The organism is Pseudomonas syringae group sp. J248-6 (assembly GCF_032586995.1).
GTDB classification, from domain to species: domain Bacteria; phylum Pseudomonadota; class Gammaproteobacteria; order Pseudomonadales; family Pseudomonadaceae; genus Aquipseudomonas; species Aquipseudomonas amygdali.
On sequence record NZ_JAWHOP010000006.1, the window covers coordinates 172,704 to 193,611 of the forward strand.

The 20,908-nt window shown below is 59.4% G+C and carries 12 protein-coding genes; 2 read left to right on the top strand and 10 right to left on the bottom strand.

The window, feature by feature from the left end; genetic code table 11:
* Positions 1-32 precede the first annotated feature (32 nt).
* Genes RYC17_RS10730 through RYC17_RS10755 form a run of 6 tightly spaced genes read right to left on the bottom strand, consistent with a single transcriptional unit; the run spans position 33 to position 7,563 of the window.
* Positions 33-1,043, bottom strand: coding sequence for a chemotaxis response regulator protein-glutamate methylesterase (locus RYC17_RS10730; protein ID WP_122259222.1), 1,011 nt, complete (start codon positions 1,041-1,043; stop codon positions 33-35).
* Positions 1,040-3,415 (bottom strand): hybrid sensor histidine kinase/response regulator, encoded by a 2,376-nt coding sequence (locus tag RYC17_RS10735; RefSeq protein ID WP_058407364.1) that lies wholly within the window; start codon positions 3,413-3,415, stop codon positions 1,040-1,042. Before RYC17_RS10735 ends, RYC17_RS10730 begins: the two co-directional genes overlap by 4 nt.
* Positions 3,412-4,101 carry a chemotaxis protein CheW gene (locus tag RYC17_RS10740; RefSeq protein WP_058407365.1) on the bottom strand — a complete coding sequence of 230 codons (690 nt, stop codon included), beginning with the start codon at positions 4,099-4,101 and terminating at the stop codon, positions 3,412-3,414. Before RYC17_RS10740 ends, RYC17_RS10735 begins: the two co-directional genes overlap by 4 nt.
* On the bottom strand, positions 4,101-5,399 hold the full coding sequence (locus RYC17_RS10745) for a CheR family methyltransferase (protein ID WP_122259224.1): 1,299 nt from the start codon (positions 5,397-5,399) through the stop codon (positions 4,101-4,103). Before RYC17_RS10745 ends, RYC17_RS10740 begins: the two co-directional genes overlap by 1 nt.
* The gene (locus tag RYC17_RS10750; protein ID WP_058399630.1) at positions 5,396-5,932 is read right to left on the bottom strand and encodes a chemotaxis protein CheW; all 537 of its coding nucleotides are present in this window, start codon (positions 5,930-5,932) and stop codon (positions 5,396-5,398) included. The genes RYC17_RS10745 and RYC17_RS10750 overlap by 4 nt, the downstream gene beginning before the upstream one ends.
* An 8-nt stretch (positions 5,933-5,940) precedes the next feature.
* Positions 5,941-7,563, bottom strand: a complete 1,623-nt coding sequence (locus RYC17_RS10755) for a methyl-accepting chemotaxis protein (protein ID WP_058399629.1) — start codon at positions 7,561-7,563, stop codon at positions 5,941-5,943.
* A gap of 289 nt (positions 7,564-7,852) precedes the next feature.
* Here RYC17_RS10755 and RYC17_RS10760 point away from each other — a divergent pair, with 289 nt between their 5' ends.
* Complete coding sequence (locus tag RYC17_RS10760; RefSeq protein WP_316903037.1) at positions 7,853-13,822, top strand: NEL domain-containing protein; 5,970 nt, start codon at positions 7,853-7,855, stop codon at positions 13,820-13,822.
* Between the two features lie 57 nt (positions 13,823-13,879).
* On the opposite strand, the gene RYC17_RS10765 is transcribed toward RYC17_RS10760, so the two are convergent.
* The gene (locus tag RYC17_RS10765) at positions 13,880-14,626 is read right to left on the bottom strand and encodes a tellurite resistance TerB family protein (protein ID WP_057403261.1); all 747 of its coding nucleotides are present in this window, start codon (positions 14,624-14,626) and stop codon (positions 13,880-13,882) included.
* Between the two features lie 288 nt (positions 14,627-14,914).
* Between RYC17_RS10765 and RYC17_RS10770 the strand changes: the two genes are divergently transcribed.
* On the top strand, positions 14,915-17,002 hold the full coding sequence (locus tag RYC17_RS10770; protein WP_058399627.1) for a PAS domain-containing sensor histidine kinase: 2,088 nt from the start codon (positions 14,915-14,917) through the stop codon (positions 17,000-17,002).
* A 59-nt stretch (positions 17,003-17,061) separates the two neighbouring features.
* On the opposite strand, the gene RYC17_RS10775 is transcribed toward RYC17_RS10770, so the two are convergent.
* The 3 genes from RYC17_RS10775 to RYC17_RS10785 form a co-directional block, all read right to left on the bottom strand.
* On the bottom strand, positions 17,062-18,168 hold the full coding sequence (locus RYC17_RS10775; protein WP_316903038.1) for an NADH:flavin oxidoreductase/NADH oxidase: 1,107 nt from the start codon (positions 18,166-18,168) through the stop codon (positions 17,062-17,064).
* Positions 18,169-18,281: 113 nt separating this feature from the next.
* Positions 18,282-19,997 (bottom strand): single-stranded-DNA-specific exonuclease RecJ, encoded by a 1,716-nt coding sequence (recJ, locus tag RYC17_RS10780; protein WP_004666049.1) that lies wholly within the window; start codon positions 19,995-19,997, stop codon positions 18,282-18,284.
* Positions 19,998-20,059: 62 nt separating this feature from the next.
* Complete coding sequence (locus RYC17_RS10785) at positions 20,060-20,602, bottom strand: YaeQ family protein (RefSeq protein ID WP_002554774.1); 543 nt, start codon at positions 20,600-20,602, stop codon at positions 20,060-20,062.
* Positions 20,603-20,908 lie beyond the last annotated feature (306 nt).

Genomic DNA, 20,908 nt, shown 5'->3' on the forward strand with positions numbered 1-20,908 from the left:
ATCGCCGACCACAGGTGAATGCACCTGAACGGTCATTGAGTAAATACCTCGACCAAGCGAGGGGCAATGGCGGGCAGCGGACGGATCTCAACAGCAGCATCAATGGCTGCGGCCGCTTTGGGCATCCCATACACAGCAGAACTGGCCTGATCCTGGGCGATGGTCAGAAAGCCTCGCTCCCGCATTGCCTTGAGTCCCTGCGCACCATCGCGCCCCATGCCGGTCAGTAGAACGCCGACTGCCTCACCACTCCAATAACGGGTTACGCTCTCGAAAAACACATCGATCGAGGGCCTGTAGACTTCATTCACTGGCTCTGCGGTATACGCCAGCGTACCGTCCTTGAGCAAACGAATATGATGATTGGTTCCGGCCAGCAGCACCACCCCAGGCTGCGGCGTTTCGCCTTCCTTTGCCAACCGCACGGGCAAGCCGGAAGCGGAAGTCAGCCACTCTGCCATACCGGCTGCAAATACCTGATCAACATGCTGCACCAGGACGATCGCTGCCGGAAAGCTCACCGGAAGCCCCTTCAGGAGGATCTCCAGCGCCGCGGGACCGCCCGCCGAAGAGCCGATTGCAACGAGCCTGTCGCGCCTCGCCGGCTCCGATCTCGGCGCAGCCACCACGCGCTCTCGGCCGACGCGCTGACCGATCAGCCAGTCGATATTGAGTATCTTGCGCAGCAGGGGCGCCGCCGCCTCTTTGGGGTTGGGACCGCCGATGGCAGGCGTATCCACCACATCCAGCGCACCGTGCCCCATCGCTTCGAATACGCGGCGCATGTTCTGCTCGCGGTCGACGGTTACGATGACAATAGCGCAGGGTGTTTCGGCCATGATCCGACGGGTGGCCTCTACGCCATCCATCACCGGCATGATCAGGTCCATCAGGATCAGGTCCGGGGTCTGCTCGACGCAGCGCTGCACGGCATCGGCACCATTGGACGCCACCCATATGATCTGGTGCGCGGGCTCGAAGGCCAGCGCGCGACGCAGGGCTTCGATGGCCATGGGCATGTCGTTGACGATGGCAATCTTCATCCTTGCGCGTCTCCTATCAATTCGACAACAGCGTCGAGCAAGGCATCATCGTGGAAACTGGCTTTGGCCAGATAGTAATCCGCTCCGGCGTCCAGGCCGCGGCGTCGGTCTTCTTCACGATCCTTGTAGGAAACAACCATGACCGGCAATGACTGCAAACGGGTATCACGGCGCAGCAACGTCACCAGTTCTATACCGTCCATGCGCGGCATATCGATGTCGGTGATGAGCAGGTCGAAGTCCCCGGCACGCAGGGCATTCCAGCCGTCCATCCCATCCACGGCGACCGACACTTCGTAACCGCGACCGACCAGCAGCTTGCGCTCCAGCTCGCGAACAGTCAAAGAGTCATCGACCACGAGAACCCGCTTGCGCGACACATGGTCGACCTGACGGTTGCGCCGGTCAATACGCTCCAGGCGTCCGGTATTCAGGAGCTTCTCCACCGAGCGCAGCATGTCTTCTACATCAACGATCAACACTACAGAACCGTCATCAAGCAAGGCCCCTGCCGAAACATCCTGAACCTTGCCCAGCCGCGCATCAAGCGGCATCACCACCAGCGTACGCTCACCGATGAAGCGTTCGACGGCTACGCCATAAACTGCATCACGCTCGCGAATAACCACAACCTTGAGCGCTTCGCCGGCATTCTGGGCGGGCGGCCGATTCAATAACTGACTGGCCGAGACCAGACCGACATGGCGCTCTTCATCCCAGAAGTGCTGACGCCCTTCCAGTTGCAAAATATCATCCGGCTGCAAGTCGCGCATGCGCTCGATATGGGCCAGAGGGAAGGCATAGGCTTCTCCGCCCACTTCCACCACCAGGCTGCGCACTACTGAAAGCGTCAGCGGCATTTCAATCCTGAAACGACTGCCCTCGCCCGTCCACTGCTGCAGCTCGACACTGCCGTGCATCTGGCGAACCATATGCTGCACAGCATCAAGCCCGACACCACGACCGGAAATCTGCGTGACCTTGTCGCGCATGCTGAAACCCGGCAGAAACAGAAAACTCAGCAGTTCCTCCTCGCTCAACTGCGCGGCGGTTTCTGCTGGCGAAAGCTTGCGTTCAACAATGCTCTGGCGCAAACGCTCCAGGTCTACGCCGCCACCGTCGTCACTCAACTCAACGACCAGCAAACCAGCCTGATGCGATGCCTGCAGACGAATCAGACCTTCAGGGTCCTTGCCCGACGCCGCGCGTTTTTCGGGCGACTCGATACCGTGGTCCACAGCATTGCGCAACAGATGGGTCAGCGGCGCATCAAGCTTTTCAAGTACATCGCGGTCGACCTGGGTCTTCTCCCCTTCGATCTGCAGACGTACCTGTTTACCCAACTCACGCCCCAGATCTCGGACCATGCGCGCCTGACCGTTCAGCACATCAGCGAAGGGCCGCATGCGGCAGGCCAGTGCGGTGTCATACAGCAGCTGCGCGCGCTGCGCCGACTGCCAGCCAAACTCATCCAGCTCTGCGGTTTGCTGGACCAGCACCTGTTGCGCCTGGGACAACAGGTTGCGTGCATCTTCCAGGGCTTTTTGCACATCAGCCGGGGGGCCTTCTTCGCCAAAGCTCGCACCCAGCACTTCAAGCGCGCGGTCGCTGCTGCTTTGCAAGCGTTTGAGGCGCTGCATACCGGCCAGCAGCGGCTTGAGTCGCTGGGTCTCGACCAGCGACTTGCTGGACATGTCCAATAGCCCGTTCAAACGCTCGGCAGTGACCCGCAATACACGCTCGCCGCCCTCGGCCACTCGACGTTCACGCAAAGGGGTAAAAGGTGCTTCCGGTTCCGGCGCCGACGTGGCTGCGGGCCTGGATGGCGGACGCGACTCTGCTGGCAGCGGATCAGGTGCAGGGTTGATTATTGGCTCAGCCCCTTGGGCTGAAGACTCAAGCTGCTGCATCGCGCTGGCCAGCAATGCGTCCGAAGCCGGGTCAGGCAGCGGCGTATTGACCGTGCGCGCTGCGCCAGCACCGGACGCCAGCAGCGCGTTGAGCCTTTCAACATAACTGTCGATATCCGGCTGACCGACGCTGTTACCGCCTGGCGTAGCGATACGCATCAACAGGTCAGTGCCGGACAGCAGCGCATCGATGTGCTCGGCCTGCAGCAATAGACGGCCTTCCTGGGCGCTGACCAGACAGTCTTCCATCACATGCGCAACGCTCACCCCGAAATCGACGCCGACAATGCGCGCCGCGCCCTTGAGCGAATGTGCCGCCCGCATGCAGGCTTCCAGTTGATCCGCCTGGGTCGGGTTACGCTCAAGTGCCAGCAGGCCCGCACTCAATACCTGAGTCTGCGCATCGGCTTCCAGCGTGAACAGTTCAAACAGTGAGGCGTCACGCATTTGATCTGGCGTCATGTAAGGCTCCGGTGCACCGCCGACAACAACTCTTCTTCGTCCAGCCAACGCAGGCTGCGGCCCTTCCATTGCAAAACGCCGCGAGTGAAACGGGCGTTGGCATGAGTACCGGACGCAGAAGCGGCTTCCAGCTCACGCTCGTCAATGGCGTGAATGCCGTCTACCTCGTCCACCGGCACCACGACCGGACCGCCTTCAGCGGCAACGATCAACATGCGTGGCACCACCCGTGCCGACTGGGTACTCGCTGCATTGCTGTCGAGCCCTAGCAACTCGACCAGCGATATGCACGCTACCAGAGCACCCCGTACATTGGCGACACCCAGCATCGCACGCGAGCGCTGGTGCGGCAGCGAATGGATGGTCTGGTTGGGGGCGACCTCCGAGAGGCAGCGGGAGGCCAGCCCCAGCCATTCTTCACCAAGACGGAATACCAGAATGGAGCGGGTCTTGATGTCGCGCAGCAACACAGAGCCCTGAAACTGTTCATGCGACTCCTGGGCCAGCGCGTAGCGGTCCAGCAGACGGGTGGCCGCCGCGGAATAAACCGCGCAGTTGCGGCAGTGGATGTGCTCTTCAAGCAACGGGCAGGAACGATCACCGTGAATACCGATACGGTTCCAGCAGTCATCGATATCCAGGGCTTGGTCATGGGTAAGACTGGAAAAACCGGACACACCCGTCATCAATGGTTTCCTTGTTTATTCGCGCCACGTGCAGCGCGGTCCTGCAAGCGCCGGGCCCCGGTACTGTCACCCTGGGCGGCCAGCAACGCCGCCAGTTGGGCCAGCGATTCGGAATGCTGCGGTTGCAGGTACAACGCCTTGCGATAGAAACCCTGAGCCTGCGCCACGCTACCTTCTACTTCGCTGAGCAGGCCCAGCCAGTAAAACACCTGTGCAACCGGCTCATGCTGTTGCAGATAGCGTTCGCAGGCAGCCCGCGCCTCGACACTTTTGCCTTCGTTGGCCAGGCCGGCAATCCTGTCGAGCAGCGCCGAAACCTCGCTATTGCCAGTGACAGCAACCGGCTTGACGATGGGCGCAAATGCTGCGGACGTTCGTGTGGCAGGTCGTGGCGCAGGCGCTCTGGCAGGTGCATCAGGGACCGGGCGCGGTGCAACCGGCGCGGCTACCGGCGCCGGAGTGCGAGCCTGGACTGGAGCCGGAGCCGGAGCCGTCGGTTCGACTGGCGCATGCCGGAAGGCAAATGATTGCGCAATACCGATCGAACGCATGCCAATACCTGCCAGCAGGTTGCCCTCCGCCGGCCCGATGAACAGCAGGCCGTCTTCCCGGGTCAGCTGCTTGAGGACCTTGAACACATGTTGCTGGGTCTGCCGATCAAAATAGATCACCAGGTTGCGGCAGAAAACGATGTCATACGCGACCTGCGAAGCCAGTTTCGGATCGAGCAGGTTGCCAGCCTGAAAACTCACACAAGCGCGCACACTGTCGGCGATTTCAAACCCGTCAGCGACCGGGTTGAAATACCGCTCGCGAAAACCGGTGTCGCTGCCCCGGAACGAGTTCTTGCCATAGATGCCGTGCTCGGCCTTGGCAATCGAAACAGGGCTGATATCAATGGCATCGACCTTGAACTGCCTGGCATCGACCCCCGCATCGAATAACGCCATGGCAATCGAATAGGGTTCCTCGCCGGTCGAGCATGGCAGGCTGAGAATGCGCAACGGGCGCACACCGGCAAGGCTGGCTATACGTTCACGGGCCAGCATGCCCAGTGTGACGAAAGATTCCGGGTAGCGAAAAAACCAGGTTTCAGGAACGATCACCGCCTCGATCAGCGCCTGCTGTTCTTGAGGAGACGACACCAGAAGGTGCCAGTACGCATCACTGTCGGGGCAATGGGCGGCCGTCGCACGCTGACGCAAGGCACGCTCGATGATCGCCTCGCCGACCGAGGTCACATCCAGCCCGATGCGCTCCTTGAGGAAGCTGAAGAAGCGTGAATCGTCGACCTTCATGGCGCGTCCTCAAGCAATTCGAGGTCGATTGGCGGCACCGGGTACAACAAATCTCGAACCGGCTCGCTCAACAGCTCCTGAACGTGAATCCATTGCAGCAGCCCCTGCTCATCCTCGCGAACCGGCCCCAGGTAAGGTGACAGGCGATTGTCCAGCCCATACGCCTTGAACTGTGACACCGGGCAACGCAGCGTTTCGGTGGCCTGCTCCAGAATCAGCCCGAGCAACTGCGCCGGGTGCGCGTCGTCGTGCCGATAATGCACCAGAACCATGCGTGTGCTGGTGCGCAAGCGCGCTGACTGACCCGAGTTCAGCGCACTGATGTCAATCACCGGCACGATCTCGCCGCGATGGGCAAAGATCCCCGCCACCCAGTGCGGAGCCTGGGCAATTGCCTTGAGTTTCACCCGAGGCAGGATTTCAGCAATCTCTGTCGCGTCCAGCGCATAGCGGTCTTCGCCGATGCAAAACAGCAGAAAGAGTTTGCTGGTGGTCAGTGGCGTGCCGTTGCGCCTCGGCGATTGATCCGTCATTGGAGTGTTCAGACCTTGAATCGCGAAACGCCACCGCGCAGCCCGACCGCGACCTGACTCAGCTCGTCGATGGCGAAACTGGCTTGACGCAGAGACTCGACGGTCTGGCTGCTGGCATCCGCCAGTTGCACCAGTGCCTGATTGATCTGTTCGGCACCGGTAGCCTGAGCCTGCATACCTTCATTGACCATCAACACACGGGGCGCCAACGCCTGTACTTGCTGAATGATCTGCGACAACTGCTCGCCGACCTGAGTGACCTCGAACATGCCACGGCGCACTTCTTCGGAAAACTTGTCCATGCCCATAACGCCTGCGGAAACCGCCGACTGGATTTCCCGCACCATTTGCTCAATGTCATAGGTGGCGACAGCAGTCTGGTCGGCGAGGCGGCGCACTTCGGTGGCGACCACCGCGAAACCACGGCCGTACTCACCCGCCTTCTCGGCCTCGATGGCTGCGTTAAGCGACAGCAGGTTGGTCTGGTCGGCCACCTTGACGATGGTAACGACGACCTGATTGATGTTACCGGCTTTCTCGTTGAGGATGGCCAGCTTGGCGTTGACCAGGTTGGCAGCGCCCATCACCTGATGCATGGTGTCTTCCATGCGTGCCAGCCCCTGCTGGCCGGAACCGGCGAGAATCGACGCCTGATCTGCTGCAGAGGTGACTTCGGTCATGGTTCGCACCAGGTCGCGCGAGGTGGCAGCAATTTCCCGCGAGGTCGCGCCGATCTCGGTGGTGGTTGCCGCGGTCTCGGTAGCGGTGGCCTGCTGCTGGCGGGAAGTCGCAGCGATTTCAGTGACAGAGGTCGTTACCTGCACCGAAGAACGCTGGGCCTGCGCAACCAGCGCGGTCAGCTCGGTCATCATGTCGTTGAAGCCGGTTTCGACCGCATTGAACTCGTCCTTGCGGGACAGGTTCAGGCGGGTGCTCAGATCTCCTGTACGCATAATGTCCAGAATCCGCACGATCAGTTGCATCGGAGCCATGATCGAACGCATCAGCAGCAGCCCACAGGCCGCTGCAGCCAGCACTGCCACCAGCAACGACAGGATCATGCTGACCTTGGCAGCCAGCACGGCATTGACGATATTGGCAGTGGCCTGATCAGCCAGCTGCTTGTTGGCGACAATCAGGTCGTTGAGCTGCTTGCGGCCCGTGAGCCAGACCGGGTTGACCTCGCCATAGAACTCGGCGCGCGCACCGGCGTAATCGCCGCGGTCATACTTGGCGTGAACATCGGCAAGCATGCGCGAATAGGCTTCGCGGCGTTTTTCGAAAAGCGCAAAACTGTCTCTGTCCGCGTCATCGAAGATGGACTTCTTGTAGCCGTCCATCTGCGCCTGCAGGTTTTCGTCAAACCCCTGAAACTGGTCCCTTTCCTGCTTGGTCAGCGCACGCCCCTGCCCTTCGGCAATCAGCTCCAGGGTGCGGATGTAACTTTCGCCCCATGCGCTGCGCACCAGCGTGCTGTAGTAGACACCGGGTAACGCATCAAGACGGACATCTTCCTCGCTGGACTCAATGGACAACAGTCGTGAATAAGATACAACGACCATCAACAGCATGATTGCGATGATGACGGCGAAACTCGCCAGAATCCGTTGGCGCAAGGTCCAGTTCTTCACAGTCAGCCCTCAAGAGTTCAACGACGGCATCGGGCCGTGTTCAAGAAGCGGACCGACGAGCGGTCCAAGCGGCGTGAGTATAGCCCAGCCGTCAACGGGTACACGGGGAATGAAAACCAAATCATGGCACCTGCTCATTAACCCGCTTTCCTGCCTTCTTGTCGGCACTTGTCACCACTACTTGAGCACAAGGTCTCAGGAACCTGTGCAGGCTATAAATAGTTAGCACTTGCTGTCCCGACCTCAAACGTAAGCTTTGTCGCCTGCTCACTCACGACAAGGCACTTCAATGCTGGATCAAACTTCGCCGGGCAAGGCATCTACCGCCCCGCATGTGCAACTTATAAAAGATAAAACACCCCGATGGCTGCTTGACGCAGAATCGGCAACCCATGCGGCTCTGCGCAAAACCTCCGGACGCCCCTTGCAATGGCTGACGAGCGCGCGCGCATCCAGTCCGGAGCAAGTCGATAAACTTCAGCAGCTCTATGCCGAACATCGCCAGAATGAACAAAAGGTTCGTCCGACGCTTGATCGCCTCTCGACACTGGAAGACTTTGCGCTCCCTCTTCTGACGGCGGCGATCAAGGACCGCTTCGGTCTGGACGTGGACGTCGCCCGAACCTCGCTGTTTCACGCCAGCCGGGCCAGGGTCGACCAGTCGTTCCTTGCGGCATCCCGAGACCCCATCACTCAAGCCAACATTGCCTTGAGGGCCGCCTGTCAGAGCCTGCTAAAGGCTGCACTGCAGAATTTCGAAACGTGGGAAACCGCGCCTGGCGCGATGGACTCGGACTCGGGCATCGAGGCTCAGGTGTTTTCCTCCGTTGAAATCATCGGCCCACAGATCGCCGGCCAGTCCTTGCCGATATCTGCAACCGGGTTCGCAGCAATGTGCCGCGAGCTGGACCTGGGCGGTAAATACCAGACCCACCTGGAGTCCGTCTTCAATGCACCTTCAACACCCGAAGAAACAGCGGACGCTGCGGCATCCAGGCTGCGCAAGGACTTCCTGAAACTTCAGTCATCGTCCATCCGGCTTCAACTGCAGATTGCCTCCCTGCAGAAACTGGTCAGCCCGCCATTGCAGGGCGCGTTACTGGATATTCTCGAAGGCAAGCAAAACGTCCGGCTTGATAACAGGCCGGTCACCTGCAGCGTGCTGTGCCTTGGGGATGTCGAACTTGACGGCCCGTTCGTTATTGGCAAAGACCGCGACATGGCAACTCAGGCAGAAAAAATTGTCGTCTACATTCCGGACGATCCCGTTGCGCCATTGAAGGAATACGACTCGGTCGAGGCGTTTATAAACTCGTTGCGCGACCGAATGTTCATCGATGGGTATCTGAATTTTTTCATGCGCTTCATACCGGCGCGCCAGCGAAGTGCCTTGTTTGAAAAGCTGTCCGAGCGTCTGCACCCCAAAGTCAAGAAAGGGGGGTTCTTCGAGCGCCAGTGGCTGGAACGTGAAGCTGACCGAAACGCCCGGCTGGACCTGAGAGAAATCCCGCTGCAAGGTCTCTTGCCGGAGGCCCTGTACGATCGCAAACGGGCAGCGTTGAAGGACAATGCGCTGTTTCATGGCGTGCCGACAGCGGCGCAGGACCAGAAAACCTTCGACGAGCGTGTGCAGTACTTCAAGGACAAAGCCTTCGACGTCTTGAACATCGCCGCTTTTGTCGTTCCGGTATTGGGCGAAGTGATGATGGCCGTCACCGCCATTCAGCTGGCCCATGAGGTTTATGAAGGTATGGAGAGCTGGGCCAAAGACGAGAGACAGCAGGCGTTCGCCTACCTTTTCGATGTGGTGGAGAACATTGCCCTGATGTCGGCCCTTGGCGCTGCGATGACGGGAGCAGCAGGCATCCCGGCGATACAAGTGCCCGAGTTCGTAAACGGACTCAAACCCGTGGAATTACCGGGTGGAATGACTCGCCTCTGGAAGCCTGACCTGGCACCCTTTGCCCATGACGTCGTGCTGCCAAAGGGTCTGCATCCCGACGCTACAGGCCTGTACACCTGGCAAGACAAGCAATGGTTGCCACTTGAAGGGCGAACGTACTCGGTCAGACCTGAGCCGACCGGCGATGGTTATCTGATAGAGCACCCAGCCAACCCGCACGGCTATCAACCCGCCCTGCGCCACAACGGCGCGGGAGCATGGCTGCATGAACTTGATCGCCCGCTGGAGATGGAAGGTCTGACACTGTTTCGACGGTTGGGGTATTCCAGCGAAGCGTTTTCCGACAGCGCAGCCAGACGCATCCTGAAGGTCAGCAATACGCCTGAATCCGTGATGCGCCAGGCACTGGCTGATCAGCGCCGCCCACCGGCCTTGCTCGAAGACACAGCGCGCCGTTTCAGGCTGGATCAGGAAATTGATCGTTTCATAGCTCAGATGGAAGCCAACGATGCAGACGCAGCAGCGCCCCTCCAACTTGAACTGCTGAGCCATGACCCTGGCTGGCCGAACAATCGCGCTCTGGTGCTGGTGGATGCCCAAGGCAACACGCTCCAACGGTTCGTTGCGGCGCAGCAGTCTGGCGCTGCTGCCCCCCTCGACATGCATATTCGTGCCGATCAGCCAGATGCCCTGCGCCAGGTCCTGGAAAAACTGAACAACATCGAAATCCGGACTCTGCTCAACGAAGAGTTCGGTGCGGGTCAGCCGGGCACCGCACCGCGGCTGATCGCTTTACGCGCGCAATTGATGGCGCGTGCCCGGATAACCAGAGCCTGGTTGTTCGAATCACATTACCGCGCCCTGAAAGTCACCGATACGGACGGCGCGCAAACCCTCCAGCAGGCGTTTGCCGGCCTGCCGCCGCTGGTCGTCGAGGAATTGGCCAGCCACGCCTCGCCAGCCGAGCGGATACAACTCACTACAGAGCGCCGCGTACCGTTACGAATGGCCGAAGAAGCCAGTGCCTATTTGCAGCAAGTACGGCTGGCACGGGCCTATGAGGGCCTTTACCTGACCTCGGTATCCAGCGCAGATACCGATTGCCTCGCCCTGCACAGCCTTGAAGCCCTTGCGCAATGGCCTTCAAACGTCAGGCTGGAGGTGCACAATCGCGTCTTTGGCGGCCAACTGCTCGACAGCATCGGGGCCCAGGAGGCTCCTGTTCGCAAGGTGCTGATCAAAGATGGCAATCGTTATGCGACCCGTGACGCTGACGATCAGCACCTGCACGGGCTGGACGATCTGTATTCATCCGTACTTCACGCCCTGCCCGATGCCGAGCGCAGCCAATTGGGTTTTGCCCATACCGGCCAGGGGCAGGCGCTGGAGGCTCTGATTCAGGAAACCCCTCTGCCTCGCCAGACTCTCGCGCCACTGCTGAAAATGCAGGCGCTCAAACCCGGCTCCAAATCCCCCATGCGTCTGGCCGATGGGCGCCTTGGTTATCCCTTGAGCGGTAACGGCAGAACCGACTGGCATATGACCGATGAAAGTCTGCTGGACAAGATCCGTTTGCTGGAGCTGGAAGACGCGTTCCCCGAAGACATTCTCAGCCGCCTGCGCCACACCGGCCGGGATAATCGGGCTATCGATGAACGACTCAACAGTTTGCTGGGCGAACAAATGACGCTGCGGGCAAGTCTTGACGCCTGGACCTCTGAGGTCGTGGCAATGCCCTCCATGAGTCAGGCGCATATCGATAGCCGGACGCGTATCAGTGAGGCGATCTGGAACCATTGGCGCATCAATAACCTGCCTGAAATCGGGCGAACGCTTGAGCCACTGTATCTGCAGCAGGTATCCCTGACTGACTTCCCACGACACCTGCCAGATTTTGTCTACGCGCGGGTGGGCGGACTCTATCTGGAGAATATTTCGATCGAACCCCGAGTGCGCCCGGGCGCGGAGCTTTCAACACCGATAGCCACGGATCTACCCAGACAGTTGACCAACAGCTTCGAACTTGGACACTTTCTGCAACGCTTCCCCCACACGCGCTCACTCATTCTGGTCGGCGAACCCGGCGCCGGTGCGGATCCGGAGATATCGGCCTTCCTCAACCTGCCCCAGCAGGTGTCCAGTGTGCTGCCGCAACTTACTGAACTGGGACTGATAAACCAGAACATTTTTCTGGATCAGGCGCAGATGGAGCACTTGCGCGATATGCCTGATCTCAGGTCGCTGAACCTCAGCGGCAACCGGCTGGTCAGCTTGCTGCCCATGGACCTTGGCTGGCTGCATCTTGACCGGTTGATACTGGAACGAGTCGGCATGCACCGCTGGCCTTCCTGGCTGACGGACATAATCCCGAACAATATTCGTGAGCTGTCGGTGGCTCATAACAACCTGACCGAACTGCCGGACTGGATCCTCGACAATCCCCTCAACCCCGAGCATCAGACCCTGATCGATTTGCGCGGCAACAGCCTGTCCAGGCATACGGTGATGCACGCACGCATCAATGAGGCTGTACCCGACTGTTCGTTTCGCTTCCTCATGGACACGCCGCTCGCCGTGCAAGCCGCTATAAACATGCAATTGCGCGAAGGTGCCGAGTTATCTGCCACCCTTGATCCGTGGACACACGCCTCAAGTTCGCTGGCCATCACGAGTGAACGGACCATCGAAGCCCGCCGCGAGATCGGCAGGATACTGACTGATCACTGGCGAGCGTTCAGCCTGGGGCAAATCCACCGTCCACTGCGCCTGGAAAACCTTTCGCTGGTCGACTTTCCCCGCCAGCTGCCGGAGTTCTTCTATCGTCAGATACGCTATCTGCGCCTGAGCAGAGTCACGGCTACGGGATCTGATCTGGACCAGTTGCTGCGCCGTATGACTGATCTGAACTCACTGGAAATGAACGGGTATGTCGCACCGCTGCTGCAACTGCCTCCGGCGCTGCTTGAACTTCGATCACTTCGTTCGCTATTGCTGATTGACCAGGGAATGGTGATCGAGCAAAAGCACATCGATTTCTTCAGCCGTATTCCGACGCTTGCAAGGCTGGAACTGGATGGCAACCGGATGGGTGCGATCAGCGATCTGTCTGCCCTTAGCAATACCGCGCTCAACTGGCTATCACTTAATAACGTCGGATTAACCGAATGGCCGACCTGGGTGAATGACATGATTCCAGCACATCTGGGGACGCTCCTGCTGGAGGGCAATCTGATTACTGACTTGCCGGAGCATATTCTGGCCAATCCCGGCAGCGAATCTTCGCACACGGAAATAAGCTTGCTGAACAACCCGCTTTCCGAAGACAGCATGCGTCGAGCACACTTTTCAGAAAGCTATGGACGCTCTTTCACCTTTGACATGGACCTGCCACCCGAACTCGCAGCGATGGACTGGACGGAGCAGCATGATTCGGACTCATCGATATCAGACTACGAGTCAGAAGACAGTCGGGCATCGACTCCAGAGCCAGTGACTGCCGAACCCTGGCTGGACGACAGCAGCCCGCTCATCGCCGCGCGGCGTGCGCTCTGGGAGCAACTGGAGATCAGCGACCACAACCGAAGGCTAATGGACCTGATCGGTTCGCTGCGCCACAGTGCCGACTATCGCAATACGGCCAACCGGGCAGCACTGCAGGAGCGCGTCTGGCGAGTACTCGGCGCGGTGAGTCAGGACCCTCAACTGGGAATGACCCTGAGTGCTATCGCCGAAGAACCACTCAGGCTGTTCCGTGACAACAACACCTGCCCGGACGGCATCCTGCTGGAGTTCAACCAGATGGAGGTGATGGTGTTCATTCGTCAGTCACTGCACGATGTTGTGCCGGAGCAGCGAGGTGCATTGCTGTACAGGCTGACAACCCGGCTTTATCGCCTGTCCGAACTGGATGCTGCTGCCCGAGAGCAGACCGGGAGCCGCGATGAAGCTGAAGTCCGCCTGGCGTATCGCATACACTGGGCAAGCGCGCTGGACCTGCCCGTACCACCGGAAGGCATGTTGTATCAGGCCCACGCCGCCATCAGGCCGGGTGAGTTCGATACAGCCCTGCTTCGCGTGCAGTCCGGAGAACAAGGCGAACCATTCCTGCGCTTCGCCCAGCAGCAGGATTACTGGATCAACTATCTGCGCGAAACCCATGCTGGACGGTTCGATGCACTCGAACGTATTTACAGGACTGACCTGACCCGACTCACCGACGAATTCGAACAGCGCAACATCAGCCTGGACAATCCGGAATACGAAAAACGCATTCGCGAATTCGAAGCCAGCTTCAAGGAACAGCAAACAATGCTGATAAGGGAGCTGACCAACGCCGAGGGGCTGGAGCATCATTGATGGCATGGGCCGCCTGACGCACAGTGCGCCAAGCGGCCCGGCAGCGGACGTGGCAGCTTACTCGGCGCCCCGCACCTGTGCTTCCAGTTCGGCCTTGAGACCGGGCTCCAGTTTCAACTGGCGCGCCAGCTCATCGAGATAGGCGCGCTCCATGAAATGCTCTTCATCCACCAGCATGACACTGGCGATATACATTTCCGCCGCCATTTCAGGCGTGGTCGCGGCGCGAGCCACTTCTGCCGGGTCCAGCGGTTTGTTCAACTCGCCCTGAAGCCATTGCTGAAGCGCCTGATCGCTGTTCAATTTGCTGAACTCCCCCTCGATCAGTTCACGCTCACGCTCATCCACATGACCATCGGCTTTTGCAGCGGCAACCAGTGCACGCAGGATGGCCTGGCTGTGCTGCTCGGCTTCAGCCTCGGGCAAGCGATCAATGGTTTGCGGCTCACGCTGACCGACGAGGCCCTGACTGGACTGCCAGTTGTTATAGGCCTTATAGGCCAGTACGCCCAATGCCGCCAAGCCTCCGTAAGTCAGCACCTTACCGCCCATACCGCGCGAGCGTTTGCCGCGCAGAAGGCTCATGGCACCTGCAGCCAGTGCACCGCCACCGGCGCCGGACAGCAGACCGCCAAGACCGCTCTGGGAGGTCCCTTGGCCTTTGCCGCCGCCGAGCAGGCTGCCCAGACCATTGATCAATGAATCGCTGCCCGAAGACTGCTTGCCGGATTTGCCGTTAGCCTTGTCCTGCAACATGCTTTGTCCGGATTTGAGCAACTGATCGAGTAAGCCACGCGTATTCACAGAAAGCCTCCTACAAGGTTTGTCAGATGAGTCATTGACCAACAAGTTGACAGGAAGTCACTGACTCAAGATTACCGGTGTGCTTCCGGATGTTACGATTCCCGACCAGCCCCATTCATCCAGTCATTCCCGATATCAGCGAAACACGTGCAACGCGCGGCTCTGATAAGGGGTCAATAGTGGAGCAGCCGGTACGAAAAGCAGTTAAAAAGACTGCTCGTCCAGATTGATCAACCTTAAGTACACCCATATGAACGCAAGACGCATACCGTCAGGAGCTTGCCTGAAGTGATATCGCCCACTGGTTTCCCGACAGCTAACGGCACGGCTGCCGGGATTATCCGATCAAAGGACTGGAGCCAGACACCACTCGGACCCATCGAGCGTTGGCCGGTATCGCTGAAAAACACCCTGAATCTGATTCTGAACTCGCCGGAATCGATGTATCTGCTCTGGGGACCGGAGCTGGTGTTTTTCCACAATGATGCTTATACCCCCATCCTCGGCCCGCGTAAGGATAACGCCATTGGCGCGCTTATTCCGGACCTCTGGGCTGATGTGTGGGATCAGGTCGCGCCACTGGTCATTGATGCATACGCCGGCAAGCCCTGCCATTACAAGGACATGCCGCTGAGCATGGCGCGCTATGGAGAGGTGGAGCAGACATGGTGGTCATTCTCCTTCTCGCCGGTGATCGACGAGCAAGGGATGATCGTTGGCATGTTTTGCATCACCAACGAAACCACCGAGCATGTCCTCAGTCAGCAAGCGTTGCAGGACAGTGAGCGCAAACGCCTGAAACTGATCGACGATCTGGTAAATCTGGAACGACGGCAGACCGCCAGGCTGGCGCAGCGGACCCTGGAGCTGGATACATTCTGGGAGATTTCCCCGGACCCGCTGGCGATACTCGATTTCAACGGCATTTTCCTGCGGGTGAACCCGGCCTGGACAGTGCTGTTGGGCCGCACTGAACAAGAGCTTCTGGGCAGTTCGATCATGAGCCTGTTGCATCCAGATGATGTCCGTAATACCGAGGATGCCCTGCAACACGCCATCAATCATGTTTTGCCGCTGTTCGAGAATCGCTACCTGCATGTGGACGGGACCTATCACTGGTTCGGCTGGACCGCTGCGCCAGGCAATGGAATCATTTTTGCGCTGGGCAAGCACCTGACCCATGAGAAAGATCGCATCGAAGCATTGCGTATTGCCGAAGAAGCACTGATTCAGGCCCAGAAAATGGAAGCGGTCGGACAGTTGACCGGCGGTTTGGCCCATGACTTCAACAACCTGCTGATGGGCGTGACCGGCAACATGGAGTTGCTCCTGTCGAGGATCAGACAAGAGCGCTTCACGGAGCTGGATCGCTATATCAATGCAGCACTGGAAGGCTCAAGACGCGCAGCCTCCCTGACGCACCGCCTGCTGGCATTCTCGCGCCGTCAGACACTGGCCCCCAAGGCGACGGATATCGACCTTTTGGTGGCGGGCATGGATGAACTGATCCGGCGTACCGTGGGCCCTGCCATCGATATGCAGGTCATTGCGTCACGAGGGCTGTGGTCGACCCTGGTGGACCCGCATCAGTTGGAAAACTCGCTGCTCAATTTATGTATCAACGCCAAGGACGCCATGCCCGACGGCGGGCAGCTGCTGATTCAGACCGGCAACCGTCATCTGAATGCAGCCGCAGCGGCGAGGTATCAGTTGCCCGCAGGTCGTTACGTGGAGTTATGCGTCAGCGATACAGGCACGGGCATGGACAAAGATGTCATGGCACGGGCCTTCGATCCGTTCTTCACCACCAAACCGTTAGGCATGGGGACGGGCCTCGGGCTGTCGATGATTTACGGCTTTGCACGGCAGTCCGGAGGCGGCGTCAACATCACCTCAAACGTCGGAGAAGGCTCGAAAGTCTGCATCCTGCTGCCGATGCATGAAGGTGAGCCTGAAGCGGTGGCACTTGAAGACAACCCTCTACAAGTGCCCGCACCTGGCATCAGCGATGAAACCATTCTGGTCGTTGATGACGAGCCCGCTGTGCGTCTGCTGATTGCCGAGTTGCTTGAAGACCTTGGCTATACCATTTTGCAGGCCGAGCGAGGCGCCGATGCTCTGACCATTCTGCAGTCAAAAGCGGCCATCGACCTGTTGATTACCGATGTCGGTCTGCCCGGCGGCATGAACGGTCGCCAGGTCGCAGACGCCGCCCGGGATGTTCGGCCCGACCTGAAAATACTGTTTGTGACCGGCTACGCTGAAAACGCGGCGCTGGCCCACGATACGCTGGAACCTGGCATGCATGTACTGCCCAAGCCTTTTGCCATTGCCGAACTGATCGGACGCGTCACCGAACTGCTGGAAGGCGAATAAAAATGAGCGCCCTGCGGCGCTCACTTATTTGCTGCTTCCTTCCGTAAACCCAACGGGCATCAATCCCGCAGATCAGACTCATGAATCGGCTGATCCCGATGTGTGGCGCGTTGGTACTGTGCAGGCCAGGTCGCCAGACGCCCGCCCAAGTCTTCATCGGCACGCAGCGGCCAGTACGGATCACGCAGCAGCTCACGCGCAAGCAGGATGATATCGGCCTGCCCGGTGCGCAGAATATGCTCTGCCTGGGCCGGATCAGTGATCATTCCTACCGTCCCTGTAGCGATTTCGGACTCTTTGCGAACCCGTTCGGCAAAACGCGTCTGATAGCCTGGCCCAACCGGAATTTCCGCGTTGGCTGACGTGCCGCCCGACGACACATCGATCAGGTCGGTACCCAGCGCCTTCAGACGGCGCGCCAACTCTACCGTTTCATCGGCGTTCCAGCCGTCTTCCACCCAGTCGGTGGCGGACACGCGAACGAACAACGGCAGCTCTTCAGGCCACACTGCGCGCACCGCTTCGGTGACTTGCAGCGTCAGGCGAATGCGGTTCTCGAATGAACCACCATATTGGTCGGTGCGCTGGTTGCTCAATGGCGACAGGAACTGGTGCAGCAGATAGCCGTGGGCAGCGTGAACTTCTACCACCTTGAAGCCCGCGGTCAGGGCGCGCCGTGCGGAATCGACAAACGCCTTGATCAGCTCCTGAATCTGCGTTTCGCTCAGTTGCACAGGCGCCGTATGCTGCGGATCAAAAGCAATTGCCGAAGGCCCGACCGGAGTCCAGCCACCTTCATTGAGGGAAATGCTGCCGTGCTTGCCAAGCCACGGGCGCCAGGTGCTGGCCTTGCGACCTGCGTGCGCCAGCTGGACGCCAGCCACTGCACCCTGAGCATTGATAAAGCGGGTAATGCGTTGCAGCGGCTCGATCTGTTCGTCGTTCCAAAGCCCCAGGTCTTCGGGGGTTATGCGGCCGTCCGGCGTCACCGCCATCGCTTCAGTGATGACCAGGCCGGCGCCGCCAACCGCTCGGCTTCCCAGATGAACCAGATGCCAGTCGTTGGCCAGGCCGTCGACACTGGAATACTGGCACATCGGCGAGACTGCAATACGGTTGCGAAGGGTCAATTGGCGCAGGGTGTAGGGTTCAAGCAGCAGGCTCATGGCAACCTCTCGTAATGAAAATTCAGGTGTCCAGGCACCGTTCATTCAATGAACAGGTTTTGCAGACAGTCTGTTGTCGACAACCCGGTAGCGAGAGGGGTTCCTGCTGATTGTCAGCGTGGCGCGATGTGCACCACCATCAACTGCACGGTTTCGTTGCCACGAAACTCGTTGAGGTCAAGTTTGTAGGCCAGTTCGACCCAGCGAATGTTGGGGTTGGGCCAGATATCGCGGTCGACGCCGAACGCAATGCCATCGAGCTTGACGCTGCCGCACTCGGTCTTGAGCACCATCTTCAAGTGACGCTCGCCCACCACCCGCTGTTCAACAAGCTGGAATACGCCGTGGAACAAGGGCTCGGGGAAGTGCTGTCCCCAGGGACCGGCGTTGCGCAGTGCGCGGGCCAGTTCCAGATGAAATTCCTCGACGGCCAGCGAACCGTCAGACAGCAGACGTCCGGTCAGGTCCTGCTCATCGAGCTGACGACGTACCTCCAGATCGAACGCTTCGGCAAACGCCGGGAAGTTCTCTTCAGGCAGCGAGAGACCTGCCGCCATGGCGTGGCCGCCGAACTTGCTGATCAGATGCGGATGACTGGCCGCCACAGCGTCCAGCGCATCGCGAATGTGAAACCCCGGCACCGAGCGAGCCGAGCCTTTGAGCACGCCCTCCCCGGCACTGGCGAACGCGATGGTAGGTCGGTGGTAGCGCTCCTTGAGGCGCGAGGCCAGGATACCGATGACACCCTGATGCCATTCGGCATCGAACAGGCACAGGCCGAACGGCATGGACTCCAGCGGCAGGTCCTTGAGCTGCGCGAGCGCTTCACGCTGCATGCCCTGCTCAATGGATTTGCGATCCTGGTTCAATTCGTCCAGTTGCACGGCCATTTCTCGCGCCAGTGTCGGGTCGTCGCAGAGCAGGCATTCAATGCCCAGGCTCATATCGTCCAGGCGCCCCGCCGCGTTCAAGCGTGGTCCGAGAATGAACCCCAGGTCAGTGGAGGTGATGCGCGAAGGTTCACGTCGTGCGACTTCCAGAATGGCGCGCAGCCCCGGACGGGCACGCCCGGCACGGATACGCATCAGGCCTTGATGGACCAGAATGCGGTTGTTGGCGTCCAGCGGCACGACATCGGCCACGCTGCCCAGCGCGACCAGGTCCAGAAGCTCACCCAGATTGGGCTGGGCACGCTGGTTGCTCTCGAACCAGCCGGTGTCACGCAAACGCGCACGCAAGGCCATCAACACATAGAAAATAACCCCGACACCGGCCAGCGATTTGCTGGGAAAGGTACAGCCTGGCTGGTTGGGGTTGACGATGGCGTCTGCCGCCGGAAGCTCGTGACCCGGCAAATGGTGATCGGTGACCAGTACCTGCAAGCCTGCCGCCTTGGCAGCGGCCACGCCTTCGACGCTCGAAATGCCGTTATCCACAGTGATCAATAACTGAGGTTCGCGCTGCAACGCGACTTCGACGATTTCCGGCGTCAGGCCATAACCGTACTCAAAACGGTTAGGCACCAGATAATCGACGTGTGCCGCGCCCAGCAGGCGCAGCCCCAGAACACCCACAGTGCTGGCAGTCGCGCCATCGGCATCGAAATCACCGACAATCAGCATGCGCTGGCCTTCGCGCAGCGCCGTTACCAGCAGGTCTACCGCAGCATCGATACCCTTGAGTTGCTGATAAGGGATCAACCGCGCCAGGCTTTTGTCCAGCTCGGCCTCGCAGGCCACGCCCCTTGCGGCATAAAGACGAGTGAGCAAGGGCGGCAGGTCGCCGAGAAACGGCAAGGTATCGGGCAATAGACGAGGTTCGATGCGCATGCGGGTCAGCTGATTCTCTTTGCAGTGTCGATGAATGTTTTTTCGATCGGAACCGGCGGCTGTCAGCCGCGTTCGCCCGCAAGCCATTGCAACTGGACTTCATGCTGGCCGCGGTCGTCGGTGACGAACACCGTTCCTTCACTGATCATCACATCCCACTTGATGACCCGCGGCATATCCTTGGCCAGCACTTCCAGCACGTCCTGCGGGACGGCGGCAATATTGACGTTTTTCAGGTTCTTGATCGCCGGGATGACCTTGCCTTCCCAAACACGCAAGCTGCCGTAGGCCAGCAGGCTGGTGCGTTCGGTGCGACGCGAGCACCAGGTCAGGCGGTCGGCATCCGGCTGCCCGACTTCGATCCAGTGCAAAACCCGATCATCCAGGCTTTTTTCCCACAGTGCGGGTTCGTCCACATCAGACAGGCCGCGACCGAACGACAATTGTTCGTTGTACCAGAAGGCATAGGCCAGCAGGCGCACGGTCATGCGTTCTTCGGTTTCCGAAGGATGGCGGGCAATGGTCTGTTTGACGCTCTCATACACTCCGCGATCGAGGTCGGTGAGGTTGAGTTCGAATTTGTAGGTCGTGGACGGCTGGGCCATGAACGGGCTTCTAGAGTCTGGAGGTAAGACCGCAAGTCTAACCGATGCCGGGCCTGTGAACGAACTTGCTCGCGCAGGGGATGTAATTGCTCCGACTTGCGGGCTATACAAAAATCGATAGCCTGAAACAAAATTCTGATACAGATTGGCTTTATAGACGATCTGCTCCGCGTACCTGGATCCCGGCAAGGGACTGCCGAAGCACTTGAATGTGACGCCACAGGCGCAGCGCCACTCAAAGAGCTGCCACCCTACTCCAGTTTGCTGAATCTTTTTCGAGGATGAAACCAGCGAATGTCCCTTCCT